This window comes from Aureivirga sp. CE67 (genome assembly GCF_015767245.1).
Lineage (GTDB): Bacteria > Bacteroidota > Bacteroidia > Flavobacteriales > Flavobacteriaceae > Aureivirga.
This window is the reverse complement of sequence record NZ_JADOTV010000010.1, coordinates 101916-126251: the sequence shown is the minus strand read 5'-3', so window position 1 is coordinate 126251 and position 24336 is coordinate 101916. Positions and strand designations below refer to the sequence as shown.

General features: G+C 28.3%; 24 protein-coding genes. 14 read left to right on the top strand and 10 right to left on the bottom strand.

The window, feature by feature from the left end; translation table 11 throughout:
• The first annotated feature begins 14 nt into the window (after positions 1-14).
• The gene (locus tag I0K12_RS13020) at positions 15-470 is read left to right on the top strand and encodes a hypothetical protein (RefSeq protein WP_196888558.1); all 456 of its coding nucleotides are present in this window, start codon (positions 15-17) and stop codon (positions 468-470) included.
• Positions 471-551: 81 nt separating this feature from the next.
• Here I0K12_RS13020 and I0K12_RS13015 read toward each other — a convergent pair whose 3' ends face one another.
• The 6 genes from I0K12_RS13015 to I0K12_RS12990 all read right to left on the bottom strand — a co-directional run bounded on the left by I0K12_RS13015 (position 552) and on the right by I0K12_RS12990 (position 7212).
• Positions 552-1166 (bottom strand): hypothetical protein, encoded by a 615-nt coding sequence (locus tag I0K12_RS13015; RefSeq protein WP_196888557.1) that lies wholly within the window; start codon positions 1164-1166, stop codon positions 552-554.
• 105 nt (positions 1167-1271) lie between these two features.
• The gene (locus tag I0K12_RS13010) at positions 1272-2564 is read right to left on the bottom strand and encodes a DUF885 domain-containing protein (RefSeq protein WP_196888556.1); all 1293 of its coding nucleotides are present in this window, start codon (positions 2562-2564) and stop codon (positions 1272-1274) included.
• A gap of 67 nt (positions 2565-2631) precedes the next feature.
• Complete coding sequence (locus tag I0K12_RS13005) at positions 2632-3477, bottom strand: helix-turn-helix domain-containing protein (protein WP_196888555.1); 846 nt, start codon at positions 3475-3477, stop codon at positions 2632-2634.
• A gap of 97 nt (positions 3478-3574) precedes the next feature.
• The gene (locus I0K12_RS13000; protein WP_196888554.1) at positions 3575-4738 is read right to left on the bottom strand and encodes a sigma-54-dependent transcriptional regulator; all 1164 of its coding nucleotides are present in this window, start codon (positions 4736-4738) and stop codon (positions 3575-3577) included.
• Between the two features lie 196 nt (positions 4739-4934).
• Positions 4935-6266, bottom strand: coding sequence for an ABC transporter permease (locus I0K12_RS12995; RefSeq protein ID WP_196888553.1), 1332 nt, complete (start codon positions 6264-6266; stop codon positions 4935-4937).
• Positions 6267-6285: 19 nt separating this feature from the next.
• Entirely contained in the window at positions 6286-7212 is a 927-nt protein-coding gene (locus tag I0K12_RS12990) for an ABC transporter ATP-binding protein (protein WP_196888552.1), read from the bottom strand.
• A gap of 312 nt (positions 7213-7524) precedes the next feature.
• On the opposite strand from I0K12_RS12990, the gene I0K12_RS12985 reads away from it, so the two are divergent.
• Together I0K12_RS12985 and I0K12_RS12980 are read left to right on the top strand one after the other, a co-directional pair.
• Complete coding sequence (locus I0K12_RS12985; protein WP_196888551.1) at positions 7525-8727, top strand: aromatic ring-hydroxylating oxygenase subunit alpha; 1203 nt, start codon at positions 7525-7527, stop codon at positions 8725-8727.
• A gap of 4 nt (positions 8728-8731) precedes the next feature.
• Positions 8732-9796 carry a ferredoxin--NADP reductase gene (locus tag I0K12_RS12980; RefSeq protein ID WP_196888550.1) on the top strand — a complete coding sequence of 355 codons (1065 nt, stop codon included), beginning with the start codon at positions 8732-8734 and terminating at the stop codon, positions 9794-9796.
• Positions 9797-9872: 76 nt separating this feature from the next.
• On the opposite strand, the gene I0K12_RS12975 is transcribed toward I0K12_RS12980, so the two are convergent.
• Positions 9873-10634, bottom strand: a complete 762-nt coding sequence (locus tag I0K12_RS12975) for an MBL fold metallo-hydrolase (RefSeq protein ID WP_196888549.1) — start codon at positions 10632-10634, stop codon at positions 9873-9875.
• 88 nt (positions 10635-10722) lie between these two features.
• Between I0K12_RS12975 and I0K12_RS12970 the strand changes: the two genes are divergently transcribed.
• The 8 genes from I0K12_RS12970 to I0K12_RS12935 all read left to right on the top strand — a co-directional run bounded on the left by I0K12_RS12970 (position 10723) and on the right by I0K12_RS12935 (position 18212).
• A complete protein-coding gene (locus I0K12_RS12970) occupies positions 10723-12177 on the top strand; it encodes a TonB-dependent receptor (protein ID WP_196888548.1) in 1455 nt (484 codons plus the stop codon).
• Positions 12178-12231: 54 nt separating this feature from the next.
• Positions 12232-12774: an RNA polymerase sigma factor gene (locus tag I0K12_RS12965; RefSeq protein WP_196888547.1), complete on the top strand. Its 543-nt coding sequence runs from the start codon at positions 12232-12234 to the stop codon at positions 12772-12774.
• Positions 12775-12804: 30 nt separating this feature from the next.
• On the top strand, positions 12805-13371 hold the full coding sequence (locus I0K12_RS12960; protein WP_196888546.1) for a hypothetical protein: 567 nt from the start codon (positions 12805-12807) through the stop codon (positions 13369-13371).
• A gap of 6 nt (positions 13372-13377) precedes the next feature.
• Positions 13378-13887, top strand: coding sequence for a sensor of ECF-type sigma factor (locus I0K12_RS12955; protein WP_196888545.1), 510 nt, complete (start codon positions 13378-13380; stop codon positions 13885-13887).
• Between the two features lie 297 nt (positions 13888-14184).
• Complete coding sequence (locus I0K12_RS12950) at positions 14185-15642, top strand: hypothetical protein (RefSeq protein WP_196888544.1); 1458 nt, start codon at positions 14185-14187, stop codon at positions 15640-15642.
• Positions 15629-16633 (top strand): DNA/RNA non-specific endonuclease, encoded by a 1005-nt coding sequence (locus tag I0K12_RS12945; RefSeq protein ID WP_196888543.1) that lies wholly within the window; start codon positions 15629-15631, stop codon positions 16631-16633. The genes I0K12_RS12950 and I0K12_RS12945 overlap by 14 nt, the downstream gene beginning before the upstream one ends.
• Before the next feature lie 93 nt (positions 16634-16726).
• Positions 16727-17719 (top strand): c-type cytochrome, encoded by a 993-nt coding sequence (locus I0K12_RS12940; protein WP_196888542.1) that lies wholly within the window; start codon positions 16727-16729, stop codon positions 17717-17719.
• 1 nt (position 17720) lies between these two features.
• Positions 17721-18212, top strand: coding sequence for a hypothetical protein (locus I0K12_RS12935; protein ID WP_196888541.1), 492 nt, complete (start codon positions 17721-17723; stop codon positions 18210-18212).
• Between the two features lie 26 nt (positions 18213-18238).
• Here I0K12_RS12935 and I0K12_RS12930 read toward each other — a convergent pair whose 3' ends face one another.
• From I0K12_RS12930 to I0K12_RS12920, 3 genes are all read right to left on the bottom strand, one after another.
• A complete protein-coding gene (locus I0K12_RS12930) occupies positions 18239-18955 on the bottom strand; it encodes a LytR/AlgR family response regulator transcription factor (RefSeq protein ID WP_196888540.1) in 717 nt (238 codons plus the stop codon).
• Positions 18952-19923, bottom strand: coding sequence for a sensor histidine kinase (locus tag I0K12_RS12925; protein WP_196888539.1), 972 nt, complete (start codon positions 19921-19923; stop codon positions 18952-18954). The genes I0K12_RS12930 and I0K12_RS12925 overlap by 4 nt, the downstream gene beginning before the upstream one ends.
• 338 nt (positions 19924-20261) lie before the next feature.
• A complete protein-coding gene (locus tag I0K12_RS12920) occupies positions 20262-20567 on the bottom strand; it encodes a hypothetical protein (protein WP_196888538.1) in 306 nt (101 codons plus the stop codon).
• A 183-nt stretch (positions 20568-20750) separates the two neighbouring features.
• On the opposite strand from I0K12_RS12920, the gene dnaB reads away from it, so the two are divergent.
• The 3 genes from dnaB to I0K12_RS12905 all read left to right on the top strand — a co-directional run bounded on the left by dnaB (position 20751) and on the right by I0K12_RS12905 (position 24325).
• Positions 20751-22316: a replicative DNA helicase gene (gene dnaB, locus I0K12_RS12915; protein ID WP_196888537.1), complete on the top strand. Its 1566-nt coding sequence runs from the start codon at positions 20751-20753 to the stop codon at positions 22314-22316.
• 27 nt (positions 22317-22343) lie between these two features.
• On the top strand, positions 22344-23636 hold the full coding sequence (locus tag I0K12_RS12910) for an asparagine synthetase B (RefSeq protein ID WP_196888536.1): 1293 nt from the start codon (positions 22344-22346) through the stop codon (positions 23634-23636).
• Between the two features lie 179 nt (positions 23637-23815).
• Positions 23816-24325 (top strand): hypothetical protein, encoded by a 510-nt coding sequence (locus tag I0K12_RS12905; RefSeq protein WP_196888535.1) that lies wholly within the window; start codon positions 23816-23818, stop codon positions 24323-24325.
• The last annotated feature ends 11 nt before the right edge of the window (positions 24326-24336 follow it).

Here is a 24336-nt window from a genome sequence, read left to right as displayed (position 1 = left end):
AAATTTACTCCAAAATGAAAATTGAAGAAATTCAGCCAAAAGAAAACGCTTTAAAAGATCCAAAAGTTTCAAAGTTATTTGAACAATTGAATTCTATCTTTAAATTATTAGAAGAAAGAAATCTTCCTCAAGAAACGGTTGATTTTATAAACAAAGAAGTTGAAAAAATCAATAATACCGAGGACGATATGTATAAATTCAGAAAGCAAATGTTGAGTTCTCAACTTGTAATTTTGAATACTATTCAGAAGAAATTCAAATTGGTTACAAAAAATTATTACAAAAATCTATGGATGGTTCTTGGTTTATCAGCTTTTGGAATTCCATTAGGATTAGTTTTCTCATATTCTTTAGATAATTTAGCTTTTATTGGAATCGGAATGCCAATCGGAATGGTACTTGGAATTGTAGTAGGAACAATGATGGATAAAAAAGCCATAGAACAAAATAGAGTTTTGGATGTGAAATAACTTTACTCTTTTATAAAAAAAAATATTCTAAATCGTGATAATAAAAAAGCATATTGATCTTCTCAATATGCTTTTTTAGTTTTATTCTAAACTGTAGCCTTTTTCTTTAAATCTTAATTCTTGATAATTGGATTTTTTACTCAATTTTTTATTATAAAAATATACTTTCCTTGAAAAATATCTCAAATCAATTTTTGAAATTATAGGTGTATTTTCTTCTAAAACCTCTAATAAATAAACTGTATAATCATTCTCCCAAAAAGCATCTTCAACTAACTGACTTGGTCCTCTAAAGGCAACTCTATAAATCATTTTAGATTTTATGTCAACTAAATCAATTTCTTGATCAATTTCAAAATTTATTTTATTTTCGGAATTAATAAACCAAAAATAACTATCAAAATCAATATATTTCTTTTTAGAAGAATTAAAAACTAAAAACGGTTCGTGGTATTTTTCAAATTCTTTATCAAAAATCGCAAAAGCAAAACCAGGCATTGTATCAATTTTTCTTTCTGATTCTAATTCAAAATTTTCAAATGAAAAAGTTGAGTCTAGATTTTTATAATACGAAAACCATCTGTTTAAAATGGAATCTTTTTGCGTTTCTTTTGTTAATTCTAGTTTGGTGTTTTGAGCAATTCCAGAGATTGTAATTAGGCTAAAAATTAGAATGAAGTAGTTTATTTTTTTCATGTTTTTTAATTTATTGCAAACAAACTGAATTTTATTCAAAAAAACAAGCTACCAATTTCTTGGTAGCTTAAAAATTCTAATAGAATTTATTAAAAAAGGGGAAATTTAATTTAAGTTTAAACTATTTAAAACACTTATCGGTAAGGAACCGTTTTTAAGTATTACTTTATGAAATTCAATCAAATCAAAATTCGAGTTTTTCATTGCCTGACTTTTCCATTTCAATATTTTGTCTGCTCCATATTTATAGGTAATTACTTGTACTGGCCAGTTTTTCATCCGTTCAATTTCTCTCAAAGCTATATCGTCTTTTCCTTCAATGTGTTTTTGCCAAAATTTTAAAGCTTTTTCATCCGACCAATGATAATAATTGATTCCAACATCTAAAGCTACACGAACCGATCGGATAATATCCCATTCATATTTTCCGTAAACTTCATAAATATCATCGTATAAATTTATTTCTAAAGCTAAATCTTCAACATAAGCAGCATAACCTTCTATAAACCAAAAATATTGAAACAATCGATTGATTTCACTTCTTTCCGCTCTGCTTTCATAAGAAACTTGATAATGATGTCCTGGAATAGCTTCATGTAAAAACAACCACGTTACTTGTCTTTTATTATAAGGCTTATCGAAAAAATTATAATAAAAAGTATTGCTATTATAAAATCCAGGGACTTTTGCTAATGCTTTATTTTCTCCTTTTTTTATCTGAAAATCCGGAGTTTCTTCTATATATGGGAAGTAATTTTTCATAACATTTTCAATCAAAATTTTTTTACTTTCAAAAGCTAACTGAACAGAATCTTTATTTTTAAAATAAAAAGAAGAAGCATTCAAATAATTCTTAAAATCAGTAGGATTTAATCCCGATTTTTCTTGAATTAATTTCATCTCATTTTTTACTTTTTCTATTTCTAAAAGTCCAAATTGAAATAATTCATCAGGATTAACACTTGAATCTAACCATCTCTTTAAAAAATATTTATACCACTTTTTTCCATGAGGAATTTTAGAAAGTCCTTCTTTAGAAATAGAATCTATGTTTTTCTTTTTCCATTTTTTCTCTAAAGAAATACGCTCCAGATTTAAATCTGTCTCATAAGAAATTAATTCAAAATCCATTCTATTTTCTTTTGATAATTCCTCGGAATCAAACCTTTTTAATCCTTTTTTAATTATTTTAAAAAAGCTTTCTTGTTTTAATATTTCAGAATCAGATTTAATTCTTTCTAAATTTTCTACATATGAAAGAGCTATTCTTTGAAATTCAAATGTTCTATATTCTGTTGCAAAATCTTCGGAAAAAGTTTTCCAATCTTGATTTTCATTTTGCCCAAAAACAACAATGATATTTAAAAGAAAAATAAGTTGAGTTACTATTTTTTTCATTCTTGTGATTAAATTTTCACAAAACTAAAAATTCTAAAAAGGAAAAAAGGGGTAAAAATTGCTAATTTTAATTTGTCAGTTTTTTAATAGATTTTCTTAGATTTTTCTCATCTGAAAAACCAACTATTTCTGTGATTTGCTTATATGAATATCCTTTATTTACGAGTTCTATAGCTTTTTCTAATTTTAAAGAAAGTAAATATTGATAAGGACTTTTTTGATACAATAATTTAAAATTTCGAATCAAATGATATTTAGAAAGACAAGCTATCTCTGATAATTCTTCTATAGAAAAAGTTTCATTTTTTGTATCATGAATATAATCTTTCACCAAAGAAAGTCTTCTATAGAGTTCTTCTTTTGTTTCTTTTTTTCTAGCAGTTAATTTATTTAAAACATCCTCTAAACCTAATTGATCAAAACACATTTGATGCGCTAATTCGATATAAAAATCTAAAAAATCAATGTTATTATTTTCTTGCGTAAAAAATGGTAGTTTATTCTGAATAAATTTTCCAGTTTGTGTTTCAGCATTATTATAAATCAATGATGAAAAAGAACAGTTTTTATTTCCTAATGAATACTCTAAAAAAAAATTAGGTTTCATAGAAAAATAATGATAAACTTCATTTACCAAATCTATTGGAGGATAAATACAAATTCCAGAAGTAAAATTTATTTCTTTAGTTTTTTGCACAGAAATATCATATTCAGAATCTTGATTAACAATTAAATATTTTTGATTTGTAACAGAAAAATTCGTGGAATTTAAATGGTAATTTTCTTTTCCTTCTAAAACCATTTTAATAGAAAGTGGCGAATTATGAACCTCAACTTCATAATCTTGAAGTTTCGATAAAATAATTTTACTTTTCTGAAATCCTTCTATTTCTCGTTCTTGAATATTTTTCATGTGCTTCTATAAATACAAAAATGAAAAAAAATAATATGTATTCATAAAAAAACCTCCAATTTTTCAACTGGAGGTTTATACATGTTTTTCGTAATTTTTATTTACTTGCAAAAAGCTTCACATCACTTTCTGTAACTTGGTTTTCTCCAAGAATAATCAATCTTTCTACAACATTTCGCAATTCACGAATATTTCCTGTCCAATCATATTCTTGTAAAAGAGAAATTGCATCTTGCGTAAAAGTCTTAGGAGCGCTTCCCTGCTCTTCTCCTATCTTTTTAGCAAAATGATTTACCAATAAAGGAATATCTTCTTTTCTATCATTTAAAGAAGGAACTTTGATTAGAATTACCGCTAACCTGTGATATAAATCCTCTCTAAATTTTCCGTCTTCAATTTCTTGTTTCAAGTTTTTATTCGTTGCAGCAATCACACGAACATCTACTTTTATATCTTTATCAGAACCAACTCTTGAAATTTTATTTTCTTGTAAAGCTCTCAATACTTTTGCTTGTGCAGACAAACTCATATCTCCAATCTCATCTAAGAAAATAGTTCCTCCATTTGCCAATTCAAACTTTCCTGCTCTGTCTTTATTTGCTCCAGTAAACGAACCTTTTACATGTCCGAAAAGTTCACTTTCAATTAGTTCTGAAGGAATCGCAGCACAATTCACCTCAATCATCGGCTTTTTTACACGATCACTTTTTTCGTGTAACCAGTGTGCAACAATTTCTTTTCCTGCTCCATTTGGACCAGTTACTAAAACTCTTGCATCTGTATGTGCTACTTTTTCAATAATAGATTTAATATGAACAATTGGCTCACTATCTCCAATCATTTCATATTTTTTACTGACTTTTTTCTTTAAAATTTTGTTTTCAGTAACTAATTTATTTTTATCCAGCGCATTTCGAACTGTATTTAAAAGTCTATTTAAATCTGGCGGTTTTGAAATATAATCAAAAGCTCCTAAACGCATCGTATTAATTGCTGTATCAATATCACCATGTCCAGAAATCATAACCATAACTGTTTCTGGTTTTGCAGCTTTTAATTTTTCCAATACCTCAACACCATCCATTTTTGGCATTTTGATATCACATAAAATTAAATCATAATCGTTTTTGGTAGCCATTTCTAGTCCCATCAGACCGTCTTCAGCTTCGTCTACTTCGTATGAGTCGTTTTCTTCTGCAATAATTTTTTTCAAAACTCGACGAATTGCAGCCTCATCTTCTATAATCAGTATTTTTGACATTCTTCGCTAATTAGTTAATTTTTGTTAATGGTTCTTTTCTCAAGTCCTAATACATTTTATTTAAACCTAAAAAACTATTTAATAAATAAAAATTGACTTAAAAGACTAATAACTTTACAAAGTTCTATTTTTATTTTTGGTCTAAAAGTTATAAAAATGATAAAATGTATCACATTTGGATTTTTGGTTCAATTGTTTAGTATTTCAACCATTTCCATAAATCCTTGTAAGTCGGCTTTTTACCATACATAAGTATACCAACTCTATAGATTTTGGCAGCAAACCAAACAATTCCTAAGAACGTAAGCAATAATAATACCAGAGATATCACAAGTTCTCCCCAAGAAACTCCAAAAGGAATTCTCATCAACATTACGATTGGAGAAGTTAATGGAATATATGAAAATGCAACAGCAATTGGCCCATCAGGATCACTAATTACAGAAGCAAAACCAACATAAACTGCAAGCATCAATGGAATCATTACAGGAAGCATAAATTGTTGCGTATCTGTTTCATTATCAACAGCAGCTCCAATTGCAGCATAAATAGAACTATATAAAAGGTATCCTCCTAAGAAGTAAAGGATGAACATAATTCCTATTTTTAAAAGTGGTAATTGGAAAAATTCTATAACAACTTGCTCTATCTTTCCTTGACTTTGCATTTCTTTCATAGCTTCCAACTGCTCTGCTCCCATTTGCATTTGTGGTGTTTGTGTTGCTAATTCTGAAGAATCTACTCCTAAAACTAATGTAAATACAAAACCAAAAATTGCAATAAGTACTCCCCAAATTGCAAACTGTAATAAACCTGCAAAAGCATTTCCTACAATTTTACCCAACATAAGATGAAAAGGACGCACCGAAGAAATTATTACCTCAATAATTCTACTGGTTTTCTCTTCAATTACGCTACGCATTACAGATGCTCCATAAACGATAATAAACATCATAATCAAATATCCTGCTCCCATTCCGATTACGGTTTTAATTAGCCCGATAATCTTGGAAGTTTTCTCACCTGAATAGTTTGAAAGTTTAATATCTGCTCTAATGTTTGCTTGTGAAAGTTCTTCTTTGTTAATTCCAAATTCTTCTAGTTTTCTTGTTCGAAGATTTTTTTCAATAACATCTTCAATATTTTCTAGAATATTTACACTTGGTGTGTCATCTGAATGAAATTCAATATTTTTTGCTAGTTTATCAATATCTTTTGTTTCTGGAATTACAAGAAGTCCGTAGTAACCGTCTTTTTCTGTAATTTTTTCCGCTTCTTCTGCTCCTAAAGCTGTCAGATCTTTATATTGAATTCCTCCAACATCTTTGAAATCTTCTTTAGTGAAGTATGCTGAACCATCTACATATGCAATGGTTTTAATTTTATCATTATTTACTTTACTCAAAAAGAAAATTAAAAATCCCATTCCTACCATCAAAAGTGGACTTAAAAAAGTCATGATGATAAAAGATTTGTTTCGAACTTTTGCGTTGAATTCTCTTTTTATAATTAATTTTAAATTACTCATTTTTCTTTAAAATAGGATTTTAATTATTTTCTACAGATTGAATAAAAATATCGTTTACACTAGGAATCATTTCTACAAAATGAGAAATTTCCGCTCTTGAAGTCAAAAATTGCAACAATTCATTTGGCGAAGTTCCTTTTGGAATTTGAATATTTAGTTTCAAATTATCATAAATAGAATTGAAATTCGCATCAGAAATTTTGAATTTATCTTCTAATTCTCTTCTAACACTATTTGTATCTACTGCATGAATTCCAACTTCAAAAGTATTTGTTCTAAATTGTTTTTTTACATCAATCAGTTTTCCATCTAAAATTTTATTCGATTTATGAATCAAAGCAATATGATCACAAAGTTCCTCAACAGATTCCATTCGGTGTGTAGAAAAAATAATGGTAGCTCCTTCATCTCGAAGTTGTAAAATTTCATCTTTAATCAAATTCGCATTTACAGGATCAAATCCACTAAAAGGCTCATCAAAGATTAATAATTTTGGCCTGTGCATCACTGTTACAATAAACTGAACTTTTTGTGCCATACCTTTCGAAAGTTCCTGAACTTTCTTTCCCCACCAATCAGAAATATCAAATTTATCAAACCAATATTCCAAACGAGCTTTTGCTTCTTTTTTTGACAAACCTTTTAATTGTGCCAAATAAAGAGCTTGCTCACCTACTTTCATACTTTTATATAAACCTCTTTCTTCTGGTAAATATCCAATATCCTGAATATGTTTTGGTTCTAATTTTTCATTATCTAAATAAACCGTTCCTTGATCTGGTAAAGTAATCTGATTTATAATTCGAATCAAAGAAGTTTTCCCTGCTCCGTTTGGTCCTAAAAGTCCAAAAACACTTCCTTTTGGAACTGCCAGAGAAACATCATTCAACGCTCTATAATCTCCGTAATTCTTAATAATATTCTCTGCTACTAGTAAATTATCCATTTATTCACATTTTTTACCAAATATACAGTTTTAAAGTAAAAATGAAGTTAGAAAATAAAGAATATGAAAAGCTTTTTCTAAAATTTAATTTCAAATTAATCTTGAAAGTCTAAAAGCGTTACATTTTTAAAAAATTCTCATATTCCGGATGTATTTAAACCAAAAATCATTTTTTGACTTGTATCAAAATAAAGATGAAAATCTACCTTTAATTTTGCTTTCAAAAATCAATCAGAACAATTCTTTTTCTTTTAAGAATTAAAATTTGAATTAGTTCAGAATTGATTGTAATTTAAACTAAAACAAATAATTATGGAGAATAAAAAAATGATGCACACCTTGCCTGTTGAAGCTTATACTTCACAAAAATGGTTTGACATGGAAATGAAATATCTTTTTTCTACAACTTGGCAATTTGCTGGTTTTGTAGAAGATGTTCCAAATCCTGGAGATTATATCTCTGTGCAAGCTGGTTTGAATAATATTTTCATCTTAAAAGGAAGAGATAATCGTTTGAGAGCTTTCCATAATATTTGTAGACATAGAGGAACGCAACTTTTAAGAGCTGTTGGAAAAGCACAGAAAGCAATTACTTGTCCATATCATGATTGGACTTATGATTTGGAAGGAAAACTAATGAGTGTTCCAAAAAAAGATGAAGAATTTCCTGAATTAAAAGGAAAAGAACTTCATAAATGTAATTTAAATCTTCATGAAGCTTCTGTAGATATTTTTAAAGGAATGTTATTTGTTCATCCTGAAAAAAATGCACCAAGTATTATGGAATTTTTTGGAGAGGTGGAGCCATACCTTGGACCTCATATTGTTGAAGATTTGGTAGAATATTCTGAAAAAGAAGAGGAAGCTTTTTATACAAAAGAAATAAAAGCCAACTGGAAAATTGTTGTAGAAAATTATATCGACCATTATCATTTATCTCATTTACACGAAGGAACTTTAGATATGTATGACCATTCGAAGGCTGAATTTGGTTGGAAAGGTCCACATTATTGGTTTTACGAACCTTTAATGCCAGATTATTTAGCAGATGTTGATAATGCTGTTCCTTATCCTTTGATTAAAAGTGTTCCGAGAGAACAAATTGGAGCTTATGTTCCTTGGTTATTTCCAAATATTGGTTTGGGCGAAAATGAATCTGCTTGGAGTACTTTTCATACAATTCCTTTAGCTCCAGATAGAACTTTAGTTGTTATTCGTTCGAAAATGGAAAATGCTTCTAGTTGGGAATATACTAAGCAAATGACGAAATCTTCTTTAAGTAGTGTTTGGCAAAAATATGGAAACAAAGGAAAATATGAAGGAGATGCTAAAACAGATCCTATGGCTTCAGGAGATTTTATGGAAGAAGATATTTATGCTTGTGAGCAACAACAAAAATCGTTGTATTCGCCAATGTTTAGTGTAGGAGCACAAGCAAAACGTGGGGAATATGCTATTTGGCGTTTTCAAGAAGAAGTTAAAAAATGGATGCAAAATCATGGAGCAAAAATCTAAGACAATGAATAATAAATCTTTTCCTTTAAAAGTAATCGATGTAAAACATGAAACGAAAGATGCAGTTTCAATTTCTTTTGATTTACCTTATGAATTGTATGAAACTTTCGATTATAAGGCTGGACAACATTTAACTTTGATTTTTAATATAAATGATAAAGAAGTCAGACGCTCATATTCTCTTTGTAGTTCTCCTGTTTTAGAAGAAAATATACGAATTGGTGTCAAACGTGTGAAAAATGGTTTGGTTTCTAATTATATCAATGATAAAATAAAAATTGGGGATACCATTGAAATTATGCCTCCTGAAGGTAGATTTTATGCAGATTCTAAAAAAGAATTTTATAAAACATATTATTTATTTTCAGCTGGAAGTGGAATTACTCCAATTTTTTCGATTGCAAAAACGGTTTTAAATACTGAAGAAAGAAGTTTTGTTTATCTCTTTTTTGGAAATCGAGATCAAGAAAGTATTATCTTCAAAAAGGAATTAGATGAATTAAAAGAACAATTTCCAGAAAGATTTATTTTAGTTCATACGCTGAGTAAACCAAAAACTAGTTGGTTTTCCAAAAATGAATTTGAATTTAGAAAAGGTCGTGTGGATGAAGAATCTGTAAATTGGTTTATAAATGAATATCCTCCTTATGCGCAAAACACGGAATATTATATTTGCGGTCCAGGAAAAATGATTGAAGATACAGAGGAAGCTCTGCATAAAATAGATGTTCCACAAAATAGAATTTTTAAAGAATATTTTGGATCAGGAAAAGAAAAGAAAGGAATTGAAAGTGTTGATAATGCAGTTTTAATTGCAACTTTAAATGGAGATACTGTAGAAACTACAATTCCAAAAGGAAAGACAATTCTTAGAACATTGATAGATTTTGGTGAGAACCCTCCTTATTCTTGTGAAGGAGGAGTTTGTTCCACTTGTGCTTGCAAATTGGTAAAAGGAAAAGTAGCAATGAAGAAAAACCTTGGTTTGAGTGATGAAGATGTAGAGAAAGGTTATATTCTGAGTTGTCAAAGTCTACCTCTAACAGATGAAGTTGAGGTAGAATATTAAAAGTGAGAGTTAAGTTTATAGAATAAGTTGTAAAAGCACTTCAGAAGAAATTTTGAGGTGCTTTTTATTTTTGAATTTATATTTCAACTTCTAAACCATCATAAGCTAAGAAAACGTTTTCTGGTAACTCCTTCTCTACTTCTTCATGAAAACCTAGTTTATGACTAATATGAGTCAAATAAGCTCTTTCTGGTTTTACTTCCTTTATTATTTCTAAAGCTTCTTCTAAATTTAAATGAGTAAAGTGTTTTTCTTTCTGAAGAGCGTTAATCACTAAAACTTTCAATCCTTTAAGCTTTTCCTTTTCTTCTTGCGAAATTGTCTTTAAATCTGTGATATAACAGAAATCTTTAAACCTAAAACCAAAAACTTGTAAATTTCCGTGAAGAAAGTCAACTGGGGTTACTTTTAAGCCATTTAATTCAAAAGATTCGTTCGAAATTTCATGTTGAATGACACTTGGAGCACCCGGATATTTGTTTTCATCACTAAAAATATAGTCAAATCTTTTAGTAAAATTCTCCAAAACTCGTTTATGTGCATATACAGGAATTGGTCCCATATCAAAAAAGAAAGGGCGTATATCATCCATCCCAGCACTATGATCTGAATGTTCATGTGTAAAAACTATTCCATTTATCTTTTGGATATTTGCACGCAACATCTGATATCTAAAGTCTGGACCACAGTCTATTATATATCTAAAATCATCCCATTCTACTGCTATTGAACTCCTTAATCTTTTGTCTTTAAAATCCTTTGAAAAACATACAGGATGTGTATTATTTATGACTGGAATTCCTTGAGATGTACCTGTTCCTAAAAATGTTATTTTCAAAATTTATTTTTTCTGTAAATTTAATGGTTAAATATAAAATTTAAAAGTGAAATTTAGTACTTTTGTATGAAAATATAAAGTAAACAAAATGGCTCTAAAAATAAAAGGAGATAAAGAAATATCGCACGTTCCTTCTATTAAAAGAAAGGCGTTACAGATTAATTTGAACGAAAATATTTATGGTACTTTTGCTGAGATTGGTGCAGGTCAAGAAACAGTAAGGAATTTTTTCAGGGCTGGTGGAGCATCTGGAACCATTGCAAAAGCGATGAGTGCCTATGATAAAGATTTCTCTGATGCGATTTATGGAGTAGAAAATGATAGAAGATATGTAACTGAAGCTCGTCTTAAAAAAATGCTTTCACATGAAATGGAGCTAGTGGAAGAAAGATTAAGTCGAGACAAACACCCAAATAAAATTTTCTTTGCTTACGCAAATACAGTAACAACTATTGATTTTGCTAAGAAATTCAAAGGACATGGATGGATGGGAATTCGTTTCCAGTTAGATCCTTTAGAAGGTTATAACGAAATTATTATGCACGTTCGTTTTAAAGAGAATGATGCAAAATTACAACAAGAAACTCTTGGAGCTATTGGTGTAAACCTTATTTACGGTGCATTTTATTTAAATGATAACCCTAAAGAATTATTAAAATCATTCTATGACAATTTAGATAAAGATCAGATTGAAATAGATATGATTAACTTCTCAGGACCACGTTTTACTTATGTAGACAACCGTTTAATGAGTTTACAGTTAGTGAAAAATGGAATGACGGATGCAGTAATGTTCGGTCCTGATGGAAATAATTTACTACCAGCTCAACAACTTTATAAAGCAAATATTTTAGCATTAAGAGGAAGTTTCCGTCCTGTAACAAAAGTTAACATGGATATGTTTGAAAAAGCGAAGGAAATGTTCTTACAGGAAAAAAGAGTAGATCCGGATAAAACGAAAGTTATTTTCGAGATTACACTTACAAACTTAAGAGCTGAAGGTAAAATTAACGAGAGAGATTTCTTAGACAGAGCAGAATTACTTTGTTCACTAGGTCAAAACGTTATGATTACAAACTTCCAAGAGTATTATAAACTTGTAGAATATTTCTCTGAGTTTACAAAAGCTCGTATGGCACTAGCAATGGGAGTTTATAATATGGTTCAAATCTTCGATGAAAAATACTACAGAAACTTAAGTGGTGGTATTCTTGAAGCATTTGGTAAATTATTCTTTAAAGACCTTAAGCTTTACTTATACCCTCTTCAAAACCAAGAAACAGGAGAACTTAGCACAAGTGATAACTTAAAAGTTCACCCAAGAATGAAAGAACTTTACAAGTACTTCAAATTCAATGGTAAAGTATTAGATATCAAAAACTACAACCCTGAGATTTTAAATGTTTATTCAAGAAATGTTTTAAGAATGATCTCTGAAGGGGAAGAAGGATGGGAAGAAATGCTACCAGAAGGTGTTGCTGAAATCATCAAAGCAGAAAAATTATTTGGTTACTCAAAAAGAAAATTTATTAAAATAGATTAATTTTAATTAAACCTTTTGTAACTTATATAGTCTAAACCATAAATATCAAATTTGGTGCTAGACGAAAAACAATTAATACAAGAACTCAAACACTCGAAAAGCAAAGAAAAAGCTTTTCGAGTGTTAGTTTCTACATATAAAGAACGACTATATTGGCATATTCGTAAAATCGTAATTTCTCATGACGATACGGATGACGTTCTGCAAAATACTTTCATTAAAGTTTTTAGAAACATTGACAACTTTAAAGAAGAAAGTAAACTCTACTCTTGGATGTATCGAATTGCTACAAACGAATCCATAACTTTTATAAATAAACGAGCAAAGCAAAACAGTATTTCTATGGAAGAAATGCAGGTAAAGCTTATTGAAAATATTGAGAGTGATTCTTATTTTGAAGGAAATGAGGCGCAAATCAAATTACAAAAAGCTATAGCTACTCTTCCGCAGAAACAACAAATTGTTTTTAATATGAAATATTTTGACGATATCAAATATCAAGATATGTCAGATATTTTGGATACATCTGTTGGAGCTTTAAAAGCTTCTTACCATCATGCGGTGAAAAAAATTGAAGAATATTTAAAGTCGAATTAAACTTTTAAAAAGAAAGAAAGTCAAACTAATATGAACGAAAATAATGAACATAAAGATTTTTTAAAGAAAAATGAATCTCAATTAAAGAAGAATCCTTTTTCTACTCCAGATGATTATTTTAAATCATTTGACGAATCTTTGATGTCTAAAATTTCTGAAGAATCTATTTCTGATATTGTAGGAAAAGAAAACGGAATGAAAGTTCCTGACAATTATTTTGAAAGTTTCGAAGAAAATATATTAAATAAGGTAAAAACAACTGAATCTACTAAAAAGAAAAGTAAGATCCGATTTTTATATAATTCAAATTTTTATAGGTTTGCAAGTGTTGCTGTTGCTGCTGTTTTCTTGATTTTAATCTTAGTTCAAAAAAATACTTCTGAAGTTAATTTTGATTCTGTTTCAAACACAGAACTTAATAATTGGGTAAGTTTAGAATCTGAGGATTTTGATACTTATCAATTAGCTGCATTGTATGACGAGAATGATGATATTATTGAAGATGATATTTTTTACACCAATAATATTAGTGATGAAGATTTAGAGTTATATTTAAACACTATTGAAATAGAAAATTTATTAGATTCCGAAAATTAACGAATTATGAAAGCACATATTTACATAATAACCATTATAGCTTTTTTGTTGGTTCCTACTACTCTTAAAGCACAAGGTCATCCACCTCCACTTGGAAAACCTTCCAAGGAGCGAATGGAAAAGATCAAAGCTTTAAAAGTTCAATATATTACAGATATTTTGGATTTATCTGTGAAGGAAGCGCAACAATTTTGGCCTTTATATAATGAATATGAAGATAAATTAAATGATTACAGAAAAAAGGAACATGATTTTTTTCAAAAAATCAAGGAGATTGATAATCTAAATGAGCAGGAAGCAAAACAACTTCTTATAAATATTGAGAAGCTTGAAAAAGAAAATTACGAAAATAGAAAAGAGTATTACGAAGCGTTACAAAAGATTTTACCAGCTAAAAAAGTAGTTCTTTTGAAAAAAGCTGAAATTGATTTTAATAGAAAGTTGTTAAAGCAATTTAAGAAAAGACATAAAGAAAAAATGAAAAACAGGGCTCGTAATGAACGAGTTAGAAATTAAAAACCGCTAGTTTTAGCGGTTTTTTTTATGATTAAATTTTATTATCTAAAATATTCCCCCATATATTTAGTAAAAGTATAATTCTTGATTTTACAGTCTTATATAAAACAATCTAATTATTTGATTTAAATATTGTTATAAATTAATTAAACCTATAATAACGTTTAACAAAATATAATCTTTTATCAATTTACTTCTTCACTTAAATACATGACATTACAAGTTTTTTATTGTTAATATTTGGATTTTTAATTAAATAATGTAATTATGCAGATTAAACAATAAAACTATTTCCTATTGAAATATATAATCCCAATAATTTCTGCTTTAATACTACTTTCAAGCTGTTCAAGTAGTAAAGTTTCTACTCATGAATTTGAATTTCAGATAAAAAAAACTGCAATGAAAAAGGATATAAACGGACTTTTTCAATTGTATAAAAAAGATAGAAAAAAAGTTCACAATTTAAGTCCTTTGCATTGGAACTTTGTTATTCAAAATAATTTGACTTATGAAGAATTACTTCAAATTGAAAAGCTTAACATATCAAGTTTAGAAGAATCAATTCTACTAGAAAAAGCGAAAAAGGAAGAAGAAATTATTGAAGAATTCAGTACACTTATAACTACTGATTTCTCTAGTTATTTTCAAAAATATCCTTTAAGAAAAAACATTATAAATTCATTTTTAGAAAAAGAGGTTTTACCAAATATTGAACTTTATACATACAATGAGTTACATGGTTTAAATTCATATTTTTCTGATAATATTATTTTTTATGAAATAGAAAACGAACTAGAATTAAGAAAAGAGCAAATCCATCAAGAAATTCAGGACTTAACATTTGAAGAAATTTATTATTACAACGAAGAAAATCCAGGAAATTCTTTAGCTATTAATCCTTTTTTGGAAAAGAACATTCTTCCAGTTTTAGATCAATTATCATTTTTGGAAATTAAAAAAATCAATGCATATACTCATTTTTCAACAATTCCAGAAAAATCTAAAGGTATTTTAAAACAAAAAGAACAAAGTTTTAAACAAGAATTAAATCCACTTTTGAATACTTTTAAAGAAAATGAATTGGAGCTTGTAAATGTTTCCAATGAAATAATGAAAGAAGAATTGGATCATTACTTCTACCCTGCTTTTGAAAAATTTGCTGATGAATATTTTGATATTGGAAGTTCATTTTATAAAGTTTATGGAGCGACTGCAGATTTTTTTACGGATGGAGATAGAATTGAACAAGATTTTCTAGAGGATTGGAACAAATTCATTGATAAAGAAAAAATTGAAGAAATTATCGAAAATGCAGAAAAGGAAATGAAAAATGATTTGTATGAATATAGAGCAATTACAACCAAAGAACTGCTTACTTTATTCGTTTCTGAAGAAAAAGTTTCTACAAAAATTTCTAATAAATCACAAAGTACGGTTTTCAATACTTCCAAAAATGTGAAAGTTTCTAAAGAATCTGCACAAAAAGAAGCAATTATCGAAATCGGGAGTTTGACTATTGAATCTTTAGCTGCTTTTTTTACGGGAGGAACTTCTTTGATTATTACACGTGGAGTTTCTTTTGTAGGCTCGACTACTGGAGGAATTTTAAACGAAAATTCAACCATAAAAAAATACCATCAGATTTATGAAGAATCCATTCAAGAAATAATAGATCAAAAAACACTTGAATTTGAATTAAATCAAAAAGAATATTACAACACAATTATCGAAATCATTTATGAAAATATTTAAAATATTATTTCTCTTATTTTTTATCACTTCTTTTCAATCAGAAGCACAAATAACTGGTTTTGCTAAAAAAGTTGGTAAGAAATTATTTGGAAAAACAGCAAAAGAAACTGTCAAAAGAGGAAGTAAAAGAGCTACAAAACGTATTGCAAAAAATGCTTTTAAGAAGAAAATAAGCAAAGAAGCTGTGAATAATTCTTCAGCAAAAGTTTTGAAAACTTCAATAAAAAAGACCTCAAAAATTGGAAGTAGAAAAATTGCAAAAACTACTTATAAAAAAGGTTCGAAAATTGATTTAAAAAAATGGGCCACAAATAATAAATTTCAATTAACGCAAACAAAACGAAAAGGTGTTTTTAAAATAAAAGATAAATCTGGTAGAAATCTCGGACAAGTCTTTAAAAAAGGGAATAAAACAACTATTACTGCTGATGAAACAATTTTACTTAAAAATAAAATTCAGAAAGTAAATCCTATTCTTGAAGATGTTTTACCAAATACGAACTACAAAATCAATAATTCAATTTTTAAAACTGATCATTTAGGAAGAACAGTTTCAGCAAAAATCACTTCGATTCCAAAAAACATTTTAGACCGAACAAAAATTAAAGGAACAAACGAACAAGCAAAAGCAATCTCTAAAGGAGGAATCAAAGGTTTGGATGATGGAGGTCATATGATTGGTCATAATTTGGGCGGAAACTCTGGTGCTTTAAATATTGTGGCACAATCAAGTAAATTGAATCGAGGAAAATTTAGAGTTTTAGAAAAGTTTGCTTCAAAGAATAAAAAATACATTAAAGATTACGAGGTAACTTCTATTTATAAAGGTAAAAAAGCAAGACCAAATGAGTTTGTGCAGAAATTAAAATTCTATGGAAAAAAAGATGAAATTTTAGCTTTGAAAAAAAAATATCCAGATTTGAAATATAGAAAACAAAAAAATGGATTAGGAAAATCTTATTATGTGTGTATGTTTAAACATAAAAATTAAAATGCTGTTTCACTTAAAATAAAGTCTTGTTTATTGAAAATTCTTGAAGTTTTATTGGTTACTAAAGACTTTTACAGCCTAAAATAAAACTTTATGATAAAACAACATTTTAAAATCAATTTGCTCTTTTTCATTTTTATACTAGGATTTTTCTCTTCGTGTAATAAAGATGAAATTGAGTATTTGGTAACGGAAGACACCGAAGAATTTAAAGAAAAACTATCGGATTATAATATTTATGATGGTGCTTTAAAAAATTTAATCCCGACGGAAGATTATCATTTATATGAAATTGCTTCGCCGTTGTTTACAAATTACGCCAAGAAACAACGATTGATAAAACTTCCACCAAACAGCAAAATGACGAAAATTGATGATTTAAATCCATCTTTTCCAGACGGAACAATTATCGTTAAAACATTTTACTATCACATTGATGATCGAAATCCTTCTTTGGGAAATAAAATTATTGAAACTCGTTTGTTGATTAAATCAAAAGGATTGTGGAATGTTGGAACTTACATTTGGAATGATTCGCAAACAGAAGCTGTATTTAGTTTAGATGGGCAAAGCAAAAACGTTGCTTGGATAGATAAAAATGGGAATGAAAAAAGTGTCATTTACGAAATCCCAAAAAAACAAGATTGTATTGTTTGTCATCAAAATAATGCAGAAATCAGTCCTATTGGACCTAAACTGAGAAATATGAATATGGATGTTTCTCGAAATGGAGAAATCATTAATCAATTGGCATATTTTCAATCAATTGGGATGTTAGACGATTTTGATCATAATTTAATAGGTTCGCTTGGAAATTATTTTGACGAATCGATTCCATTAGATGAAAGAGGACGTGCTTATTTTGAAATGAATTGTGCACATTGTCATAATCCGCAAGGTTTTTCTGAAGCAGCAAAAAAAGGTTTGGATTTTAGACGAGAAACTTCGCTAGAAAACACAGGAATTCTGAATAAAAAGCAACAAATAGATCGAGTTATCAAAGATGTTTATATGCCTTGGATTGGAACTACAACTTTAGATGAAGAAGGTTATGCAGTTGTTCATGATTATTTAAATAGTTTATAAAATGAAAAAATTATTTATCGTTTTTACATTAGAAATTATTTTTATCTCATGTACTAATTCAAAAGAACAACATTTACCAGTTGAAGGAAGATGGATTAAGGGTTCAGAACAGGAAAAAATTAAAATAATAGAAAAACAATTTCGAGGTTTGGATAAAGCTATGGTAGAAATTGGATATAGATATCAAGAACTGTATTGGGGAGGTCAAGATAAAAATTGGGATTATGCAAATTATCAATTAAAAAAGATAAAAAAAGCTTTAAAACTTGGTTTACAAAGAAGACCAAATAGAGCAAAATCAGCTGAACATTTTTTAAACAATGTTATTCCTGAAATGAAAAAAGCTATTGATGCAAAAGATAAAAATCTGTTTAATGAAAAAATAGAATTTATGCGAAATAGTTGTACCGCTTGCCACGCCTACGCTGGAGAAGAAAGTTATCCCTCTTTTAAAGTTGGGATTCCAACAGATCGACAATCTCCTATCAGATAAAATTAAGGTTCTCTTTTTTGGAGAACCTATTTTTTTTGCCATTTTTCAAAAAAATCATTACGATATGTTTCACTTATTGGAATTTTGATTGTATCCGTAACAATTCTATTCCCTTCTACATAATCTATTTTATTCATATTTACGATATATGAACGATGCACTCTTAGAAAATTTGAATTCAAAATATTATTGGAAATAATTTCTTTAATCGAACCATAAATCAATAATTTATTTCTATCTGAAAAATAATAAGTCACATATTCATTTTCAGATTTTATATAATTAATCGAATCTTTTTTAATTCTAAATTGTTTTTTTCCTGATTTTAATAAAATAAAATCATTATCCTTCTTTTCCTTTTCTTCTGTCTGATTTTCTTCTTTTAAACCCAGTTTTTTTACTTTTTCAATTGCTTTTATGAATCTAAAAAATTCAATTGGTTTTAATAAATAATCTGTCACATCCAAATCAAAACCTTCAAGAGCATAATCTCGATATGCCGTAGTAAAAATAATTTTTGCTTCTTTTCTCTGTATAATTTTTAGGAAATCAATCCCTGTAATTTCAGGCATTTGTATGTCTAAAAAAATAATATCGACTTCGTTATTTTTCAAAAAATCTATTGCATCCAAAGCTGATTTAAAAGAAGCAATTACTTCTAGATCTTCTATTTTATTACAATAATTTTGTAACAACCTTCTCGCAGGTTGTTCATCATCAATGATTATACATTTATAAATCATTTTTTCTTAATTTTTAAATACACTTTAAACAATCCTTCTTTTTTTTCAATATTCAAATCGTATTTTTTTGGATAAATTAGTTCTAATCTTCTAGTTACATTTACAATTCCTATTCCACCTATTTGATCAATTTTCTTCCCTTCTCGAAAAGTATTAACACATGAAAAATTAATTTCATTTTCATCTTCAAAAAGTTCAATAGCTATTTTGCCAATATTATTTTCTTCAATATTTCCATGTTTAAAAGCATTTTCTACAAAAGGAATTAAAAGCATCGGAGCTATTTTGGTTTCTATATTTATATTCTTTGTTGTAAATGAAATTCCGTCTATTTCTTCATCTTTTAAACTAAAGAGTTTGATAAAATTTTCGATATATTTTTTTTCATCTATTATAGAAACAAATTCGTGTTTGTTACCATAAAGTGAATAATCCAACATTTTTGACAATTGCATCACTGCTTCAGATCCTTTTGGATTATTTTCAATTGTTAAAGAATAAATATTATTCAAAGTATTAAACAGAAAATGAGGATTAATTTGTTGAATCAAAAAGTTTTTCTCTGACTTCAATAATTCCAGTTCTTTTTGTTCTTGTTTTAATCTTTTTAGATAAGTATAAATAATAAAAGCGATAAAAATAGCTAAAACTGTAGGTAGCGAATGTGCATATAAAGATTCTAAATTCAATTCAAAATGCTCGGATTTATGACCAAAAAACCCTTCAATAAAAGTATTAGAAAAAGCTCCAAAAAGTATCAGAATAATATTAGAAAAAGCATAAGTGATGTATTTTCTTTTTTCAAATGTTTTGGGTAAAAGAAAATAATGATTTAAATAAAAAGCTAATAATTGATTTCCAACAAAAGAAACGGTATGAATTATTGCAGATGAAGTATTTGAACCAATCAAATAAAAACTGAAAAGCAGAAAACTATAAATAAGCCAAATAGTTATATGTTTATACATTATTTTCATATAATCTGTAAATGTAAAAATTGATAAAAGACAAAATTTATAATTTCAGTGAATTAGCCTATTTTTTCAGTGAATCACTTTTCTTCTTTTATATACTTTAATTTACAAAAACACTGAAAAAATCTCCTATTATCTTTAATTATTTTAAATCTAATTCAAAACTTTCATTCTTTTGCAGTAACAATTATTAAGAGAGACAGCTATTTGTCCATAATTTTCTTGAAATAAAACGCCCCTTTATAAGACTAGAATATTTCACAGTTTTATTTCATTTGAAAAAAGCCATATCAAAACGATATGGCTTTCTTTTTTATAAGTTTAAAAAGTTTTTACTTAAAAACAGTATATCTCAAGATTGTGTTTACTTTTGCTTTTATAGTAAATTTTGAATTTATTTCTAAAAAGAATAAATCTCCTTTATCAAAAGTTTTTACAGCTTCATTTTCATGGGTAATTTCAATAATTCCAGCAAAAACTTCTACTACTCCATTTGCTAAAAAAAAGCTTTCGTCTACCGTTTGTTCTTTTCTAAACAATATAGCTTTTTCAGAAGATTTTGGTGTTTCAAAAAGATCATAAATTATGGCATGATCTTCGTTATAGTGCAGGTCAGATATTAAAGAAGAATGTAACATAGGGAAAAATATTAAAGATAAACAACTATTAAAATTAGGTTTATAATATACGAAATCCCCTTAATAAATTGAAAATTAATTATCTAAAAAATTGTGATTTATATGTGAAATAAATATTGTAAATTAAGCTAAAAATGTATTATTTTGCACTTTTGTTTCGGCAATTAAATTTTATTCGTTTTTATGGAAGAAACGCAACCGTCAGGTTATAGAAATACTAAGAAAAAACAAGTCATAAACCTAGAACAAGGTAAAGTCCCACCTCAAGCATTAGACTTAGAGGAGGCAGTTCTTGGTGCCATGATGATTGATAAAAAAGGTGTAGATGATGTAATTGATATTTTACATGCCGACGTTTTTTATAAAGAAGGTCATAAACATATATATGAAGCCATTTATAATCTTTTTGAAAATTCAGAACCTACGGATTTACTAACTGTTTCAAACCAACTTCGTAAAAACGGAAAACTTGATGTGATTGGTGGGGATTTATACCTAATTAATCTTACACAAAAGGTCTCTTCTGCTGCACATATTGAATTTCATGCGAGAATTATTCTTCAAAAGTATATTCAAAGAAAATTAATTTCTATTTCTACAGAAATTATCAACGAAGCATATGATGAAACTACAGATGTATTTGATTTATTAGATAGTGCTGAATCTAAGCTTTTCGAGGTTACACAAGGAAACTTAAAGAAAGGATCTGAAAACGCACAAAGCTTAGTTTCACAAGCAATTAAGAAAATTCAAGAAATTTCAAATCAAGAAGGAATGAGTGGAGTTGCATCTGGTTTTACAAAACTAGATCAGTTAACTTCTGGTTGGCAACCTTCCGATTTGATTATTCTAGCCGCTCGTCCTGGAATGGGAAAAACTGCCTTTGTAATGTCAATGGCGAAAAATATGGCAATTGAATTTAATAATGCCGTAGCTATTTTCTCTCTGGAGATGTCATCAGTTCAGCTTATCACCAGAATGATTTCTAGTGAAACTGGACTTACTTCTGAAAAACTAAGAAAAGGTAATTTAGAACAACATGAATGGGAACAATTAAATGTGAAAGTAAAAAATCTTTCAGATGCTCCTATTTTTATTGATGATACTCCTTCTCTTTCTATTTTTGATTTAAGAGCAAAAGCAAGACGTTTGGCCTCACAACATGGAATCAAAATGATCATTATCGATTATCTTCAGTTGATGACCGCTGGTGGAGCAGCAAAAGGTGGAGGAAATCGTGAGCAGGAGATTTCTACAATTTCCCGAAATCTTAAAGCACTTGCAAAAGAATTAAATATTCCCGTAATTGCACTTTCGCAGCTTTCTCGTGCCGTTGAAACCAGAGGTGGAAGTAAAAGACCTTTACTATCCGATCTTCGTGAATCTGGAGCGATTGAGCAGGATGCCGATATCGTATCATTCATTTTCCGTCCAGAATATTATGGGCAAACAGAATGGGATGATGATGAAAGAACGCCTTGTGAAGGACAAGCAGAATTTATTGTTGCAAAACACCGTAATGGTGGATTAGAAAATATTCGTTTAAAGTTTATTGGACACTTAGCAAAATTCGCCGATTTAGAAGAAGGATTCGGAACAGAATTTCAATCTAAAATGAATGATTTATCTGGTGAAGGAGGAGAAAGTGAACCAGGAATTTCACCTTCAAACTTTGCTAGTCCAGAAGATGCTTTTGGATCGCCTTTTGATACAGATTTCGGAACACCAAATAGTGATGTACCTTTTTAAAAATATTAACAAAACATAAAAATAACTATGAAACTAAATTTTAGTTCAAAGTGCAGAAAAGTGAATACTACTATTTTGGTGGTATTCACTTTTTTGTTTTCTATACAATCTTTTGCTTCTTTTATTTTAATTCCAATGGATGCTGAAATACAGAAAAACCATTTAAAAGCTTATGGAATTACCTATTGGTTTTTACAAAATGGCGGATCTGCGAAATGGCTTTTAAATTATCGTGGTGGTTCATTTTTATTAGAAGATAATGATGCTACAAGAAATGAATGTAAAATTCGTGGTGTAACTTATAATGTAATTAGCGATTCTGAAGCAGCTTCTATTTTAGCAGAAATTGCGAGTCCTTCTAAAAATATGGAAGCTGTAACTTTAGAAAAAGCTCCAAAAATTGCTGTTTATTCTCCTAAAGGAAAACTTCCTTGGGATGATGCTGTAACAATGGTTTTAAGTTATGCAGAAATTCCTTATGATGTCATTTATGATGAGGAAGTATTAGATGATAAATTACTTGTTTACGAGTGGCTTCATCTACATCATGAAGATTTTACAGGACAATATGGGAAATTTTATGGAAATTATAGAGCGGCTCCTTGGTATATAGAACAAAAGAAAGATGCGGAAGCTTTAGCAACAAAATTGGGTTATAATAAGGTTTCTCAAGAAAAATTGGCTGTGGCAAAAAAAATCCGTGATTATGTGATTGGTGGAGGGTTTATGTTTGCAATGTGTTCTGCAACAGATAGTTTTGATATTGCTCTTTCAGCTGAAGGTGTCGATATTACAGAAGTAATGTTTGATGGAGATCCTTCGGAAGCAAATTATCAATCGAAAATTGATTTTAGAAAAACATTTGCCTTTAAGAATTTCATTTTATCTAGAAATCCTACAGAATATGAATTCTCTTCTATAGACATGACTAGAAAAAGAAAAATACCTAGAACTTCTGATTATTTTTCTTTGATGGATTATTCTGCAAAATGGGATCCGATTCCAACAATGCTTTGTCAAAATCATACAGTTTTAGTAAAAGGTTTTATGGGACAAACAACTTCTTTTGATAGAAGTACTGTGAAATCAAATATACTTGTGATGGGAGAACATAAATCAAATGGAGAAGCAAGATATATTCATGGAACAAAAGGAAAAGGAATGTTTACTTTCTACGGAGGTCATGATCCGGAAGATTACCAGCACAGAGTTGGAGACCCTAAAACAGAATTAGATTTACATCCAAATTCACCTGGATATCGTTTGATTTTAAACAATGTTTTATTTCCAGCAGCAAAAAAGAAACATCAAAAAACTTAATATTATAAAGATATATTTAGAGAATCCGATTCAATTAAAACAAAATGAATCGGATTTTTTTAGATTTAATTTCTTGAAACAATTATATTTTTTAAAAAAATCAATTAGTTTTAAGTTTAAATATATTTAGATTGAAGAATAAAAATTGTAAACATTAACTCAACTAAAAATTACTATTTATGAAATTAAAAAAAATTGTTATTCTATTAATATTTATCACCTCTTCCCTACTTTATAGTCAAAATAAAAATAGTGGAATTGAGATTTATTTAGTTAAAAAAGAAAACTTAGATTTAAACTACGAAAACTATAAAGGGGGCAAACAAGAATGCATATTTTGTTTAGATTTAAAGAAAGATGATTTGTATGATTCACCATTAATTACATATAATGATATCAAAAATTTTGATTGGGATAATCAACAAATTACCCTCACAGATACTGCTCAAAAAAGAATAAATAATTTAGCTTTTTCAAGTTTCACACCCGTTGCTATGGTATTAAATGGCGAAATTATTTATGGTTTTTGGTTTTGGGGTATGGCTTCTTCAGCTGGTTGTGATCGAGTTTATACTTTTCCAAAATATCGTAGTAATGGTTTTAAAATTGAATTTGGTTTGCCAGAAAATTTTACTTTTGGTGAAGATCCTAGATTTGATAAAAGACTTAAAGATTTTTTGAAGAAATAAAAAAAGATTTT